Genomic DNA, 4,399 nt, shown 5'->3' on the forward strand with positions numbered 1-4,399 from the left:
TATTTTATTTCCACCTATTATTTAAATTGCTTTTTATTATTAAAGTTTATCCACAATAAAAAACTAATAGAAACATAAATAAAAACAAAAAGATAAATAATCACTCTGTATTTCAATAACATTAGGTTACATAAAATCACTTATTTTAAAATTCAGTTAAAAAATAATTTTATTTTTATGACACTAATCAATGAATATTTAATAATATGTTAATAAAATCATCTTCAATAACAATATTTATTAGCTTGATTTTTTACTTCCGATTATTTATTTAACCTGCAACTTAATGGAATAACCTGATGAATAAATTAACTCCATTACGACCGATACCTACATTAATCGCCGTTTCTATTACCCTTATTATCTGGTTTCTTATTCCAGTACCACACGGTGTTGATCCCAATGCTTGGCATTTATTAGCGCTCTTTGTCGGCACTATCGCCGCCATTATTGGTAAAGCACTTCCTATTGGTGCCGTTTCTATTATTGCTATCGCATTAGTCGCTGTTACAGGTGTCACTAATCCTAATTCAACCAAAGCGGCTATTGGTGATGCATTAAGTGGATTTTCCAATGATCTTATCTGGTTAATTGGTATTTCTATTATGGTATCAATGAGTTTAAATAAAACCGGACTCGGCGCTAGAATTGGTTATTATTTTATTTCTCTCTTTGGAAAAAGAACCATTGGGATCGCCTATTCATTAGCGATTGCCGAAACCATATTAGCCCCAGTAACGCCAAGCAATACCGCTCGTGGTGGTGGAATTATCCATCCGATTATGCGTTCAATTTCAGACAGCTTTAACTCTAAAGCGGAAGAAGGTACAAGTGGTAAAATAGGCCGTTATCTCTCTTTAGTGAACTACAATATAAATCCTATTACTTCCGCCATGTTTATTACGGCAACAGCTCCTAACCCGCTCATTGTCAGCCTCATTATTAGTGAAACAGATCCTACACATGAACTTAGTTGGTCTATGTGGGCAATTGCCGCTTTTGTACCCGCTATTGTTTCATTAATTTTAATGCCTATTGTTATTTATCTACTTTATAAGCCTGAAATAACCAGCACGCCAAATGCGCCTCATTTTGCTAAGGAGCGATTAGCACAATTAGGACCTATTTCATTGCCAGAAAAAATAACGCTTGCTGTTTTCGCCTTGTTATTAATTATGTGGGCAGGTGTCCCCGCATTATTATTTGGTGATGCATTTAGCGTTAATGCAACAACAGCAGCATTTATTGGTTTATCGATTTTATTATGTACAGGCGTTTTAAATTGGGATGATATATTAAAAAACAAAGGTGCATGGGATACCGTAGTTTGGTTCTCTGCATTAGTTATGATGGCATCCTTCTTAGGAAAACTAGGATTAATTAAGTGGTTGTCACTCAGTGTAGGAGCAAGTATTGATAGTATGGGAATAAGTTGGGTCAGTGGCATGATATTACTGGTACTCATTTATGTTTATTCTCACTATTTCTTTGCCAGTACTACCGCTCATATTACCGCAATGTTTGCCGCGTTCTATGCCGCGGGTTTAGCCCTTGGCGCCCCTCCCATGTTATTAGGCCTTATTTTAGCGTTCTCTTCTTCATTGATGATGTCATTAACACATTATGGTACAGGTACAGCCCCCATTATTTTCGGTTCAGGCTACGCGACATTGGGCGAATGGTGGAAAACGGGATTTGTGATGAGTGTGGTTAATCTTATTATTTGGATCACGCTTGGCAGTGCATGGTGGAAAGTATTGGGGTATTGGTAGGATTTGATATCCTCCCATCTTAAAGGACGGCGCACCTGATAAAGTAATAGAGCAATGGCATTCTAAGCCGTTGCTCTATTTTCTGCCTATATGGCAGTGAACTTCATCAGTAGAATTCTCTGTCAAATGAATCATTTCTAAGCTGCCTATATGGCAGTGAACCAGTAATGATCCGTTGCTCATTCCATATGAGCTTTCTAAGCTGCCTGTATGGCAGTGAACCAGTAATGATCCGTTGCTCATTCCATATGAGCTTTCTAAGCTGCCTGTATGGCAGTGAACATAAATGCGTTGAATGCGGTCTGTGCTTGCTTTTTCTAAGCTGCCTGTATGGCAGTGAACCCAACTTAGATACAAACACCATGACTACTGATTTTCTAAGCTGCCTGTATGGCAGTGAACTAAATGATATTGAGTCAAAAGGGTCTGTTTTTTTTCTAAGCTGCCTGTATGGCAGTGAACATATGTTGTATATGTGTGTCTTTGTCGATAGTTTTCTAAGCTGCCTGTATGGCAGTGAACTCACCTATTAGCTTTTCAGCGCGGTTTAAGATTTTCTAAGCTGCCTGTATGGCAGTGAACTAAGACATATCCAGCATGAACACGCTAACTAATTTCTAAGCTGCCTGTATGGCAGTGAACAACGTCAACCATATCGACAACCTCATAACCTATTTCTAAGCTGCCTGTATGGCAGTGAACATTCAAAAAGTTGCGGAAGAACGGGGCGATATTTTTCTAAGCTGCCTGTATGGCAGTGAACGGCAACAGTACGAGCCACTAATAACGTTTGTATTTCTAAGCTGCCTGTATGGCAGTGAACGTCTGTGCATTGACAATAAAGGTCAGCAAATTTTTCTAAGCTGCCTGTATGGCAGTGAACATAAAGAAGATTCTTATAACTTTGACGGTACGTTTCTAAGCTGCCTGTATGGCAGTGAACGTGACCCATTCCAATTTACAACGCTTGTTGCATTTCTAAGCTGCCTGTATGGCAGTGAACAGTGAGATACACCGCCTTTTTTACCAGAACAATTTCTAAGCTGCCTGTATGGCAGTGAACAAGAAATAAAAACATAAAAAACAAGTTATAACAATAGGCTAAAGATAAATTTGGGTTTTACCCCTTTATTTTACCTACTATTATAACTTATTGATTTATCATTCCATTATTAAAGAGCGAAAAACAAAGGTCAAAAAACAAGGTACTGTTGACAATAATTCTTGCTTAGATTGAGATAAACTTAATCCATAACAATTAAAAATGCTGTTGTTGTGGCGAACTTATAAAAATCTGCTTTATAAACAAAGGAAAATTTTTGTGTCTCTCCATTTCGTTGTTTAGTCCGCTGACTCTCCATCCAAATAAAAGGTAATTGACTATGCTTAGGTCGTGTTTTTTTCTAATTCAGATAAACATGATTCGATAGTTGCACCGGTTTTTTTAGCCCATAATACAGCTTTCTTATACATCTCTTTTTTCTACACGCACCTTTACCTTTTTATATGCTCACGAAGATAACAAACTGACGTGGTATATTCAGGTACTGGTTGGATAGACTTAATATGCACATAATCTGATAAGCGAGTTAACCAACGAATGATATCTAACGTTTCTAAAAGCTTTTCTTCAGGCGAAAATAAACGTAATTTTCGTCCTAAGAAAAAACCAGGGCTTCCATATTCAGGAAAACCAATGGCAATTAAGCTTTGATTATTTTCCTGTTTATTTTCAACCAATGCTAAATGGATCTGCTGATAAATTTTCGTCCATAAAAAAGCAAGATCTATCTCTGCATCAGGCAATAAGGTCAGTTCTTGATAAAACTTCATGACTCACCTCATTTATCACTTTCACCAAACACACCACCACGAACTAAAATAGCCATCACATAGTGTTCATCCGTTTCATTTTCAAGCGTTTCACCTCTAGCCCATTTATCAAAATGAGTATAAAAATCTTGCTTGTCTTTAGGTGTTCTAAAGGCTGTCCCTAAATTAGTTACGGCTCCATAGGGTTCAATTGCAATCGGTAAGCCATTCTCATGGTATGCGGGATACCATGTATCAATAGAGCGCAGCGCGTTACCGATTTTTTGAGAATGCATGGCGGCCAATCCATTAACGTGATAAAGAATTTTACTTTTCTTACCTTTCCCTTTATCAAGCACTAATTCTTCACTTGGATAAACTTCTTGAGCTTTCCCTAATTGCGAATAAGTCGTGATTTCTAATAAAAGTGCCGGACTTTTTCCACTCAATGCATTAGCAATTAACTGTCCTAACTTTGCCACTTCATCATTTTTCTTATCAAAGTTACGAATATTTAATTCTAATGCTTTAAATATCCAGGTTTGTTCCATACCTTTATTCAAGCACTTAACAACAACTTCAATATTTTCAGCACCGACACGGTTACGCCATAAAAAAACGAGCGCATGCAATATTATAAGCATAGCGATAAGCTAATTCGGTAAAACCTGTACGCTCAATATAATCTGTAACGGCTTTTGAATAACTCTCTTTAAAAATAGGATTATTACACGCTGATGGTGTTTCAACGCCCCCCCCAATACTTTTAAAGTAAATTGATGTTTTAACGTGTCTTGATTAATACCTAAAGCACA

Annotated in this window: 4 protein-coding genes and 1 CRISPR repeat array; of the genes, 1 reads left to right on the forward strand and 3 read right to left on the reverse strand. The window is 37.0% G+C overall.

The features are described 5' to 3' along the window. Window positions 1-299: 299 nt before the first annotated feature. Window positions 300-1,772, forward strand: coding sequence for an anion permease (locus tag BHE89_RS10450; RefSeq protein WP_069367315.1), 1,473 nt, complete (start codon window positions 300-302; stop codon window positions 1,770-1,772). Window positions 1,773-1,906: 134 nt separating this feature from the next. Beyond that, window positions 1,907-2,835: a CRISPR direct-repeat array (repeat unit 28 nt; unit sequence TTTCTAAGCTGCCTGTATGGCAGTGAAC). Between the two features lie 431 nt (window positions 2,836-3,266). On the opposite strand, the gene cas6f is transcribed toward BHE89_RS10450, so the two are convergent. From cas6f to BHE89_RS25575, 3 genes are read right to left on the reverse strand one after another with little or no spacing between them, the layout of a single operon-like run. Then, a complete protein-coding gene (gene cas6f, locus BHE89_RS25570) occupies window positions 3,267-3,605 on the reverse strand; it encodes a type I-F CRISPR-associated endoribonuclease Cas6/Csy4 (protein WP_286146066.1) in 339 nt (112 codons plus the stop codon). An 8-nt stretch (window positions 3,606-3,613) separates the two neighbouring features. Further along, window positions 3,614-4,228 carry a type I-F CRISPR-associated protein Csy3 gene (gene csy3 / locus BHE89_RS10460; RefSeq protein WP_286146067.1) on the reverse strand — a complete coding sequence of 205 codons (615 nt, stop codon included), beginning with the start codon at window positions 4,226-4,228 and terminating at the stop codon, window positions 3,614-3,616. After that, window positions 4,188-4,361: a type I-F CRISPR-associated protein Cas7f/Csy3 gene (locus BHE89_RS25575; RefSeq protein ID WP_353615119.1), complete on the reverse strand. Its 174-nt coding sequence runs from the start codon at window positions 4,359-4,361 to the stop codon at window positions 4,188-4,190. Before BHE89_RS25575 ends, csy3 begins: the two co-directional genes overlap by 41 nt. Window positions 4,362-4,399 lie beyond the last annotated feature (38 nt).

The sequence above is a fragment of the Shigella sp. FC1967 genome (assembly GCF_001743005.1).
In the GTDB taxonomy this organism is placed as follows: Bacteria; Pseudomonadota; Gammaproteobacteria; order Enterobacterales; family Enterobacteriaceae; genus Proteus.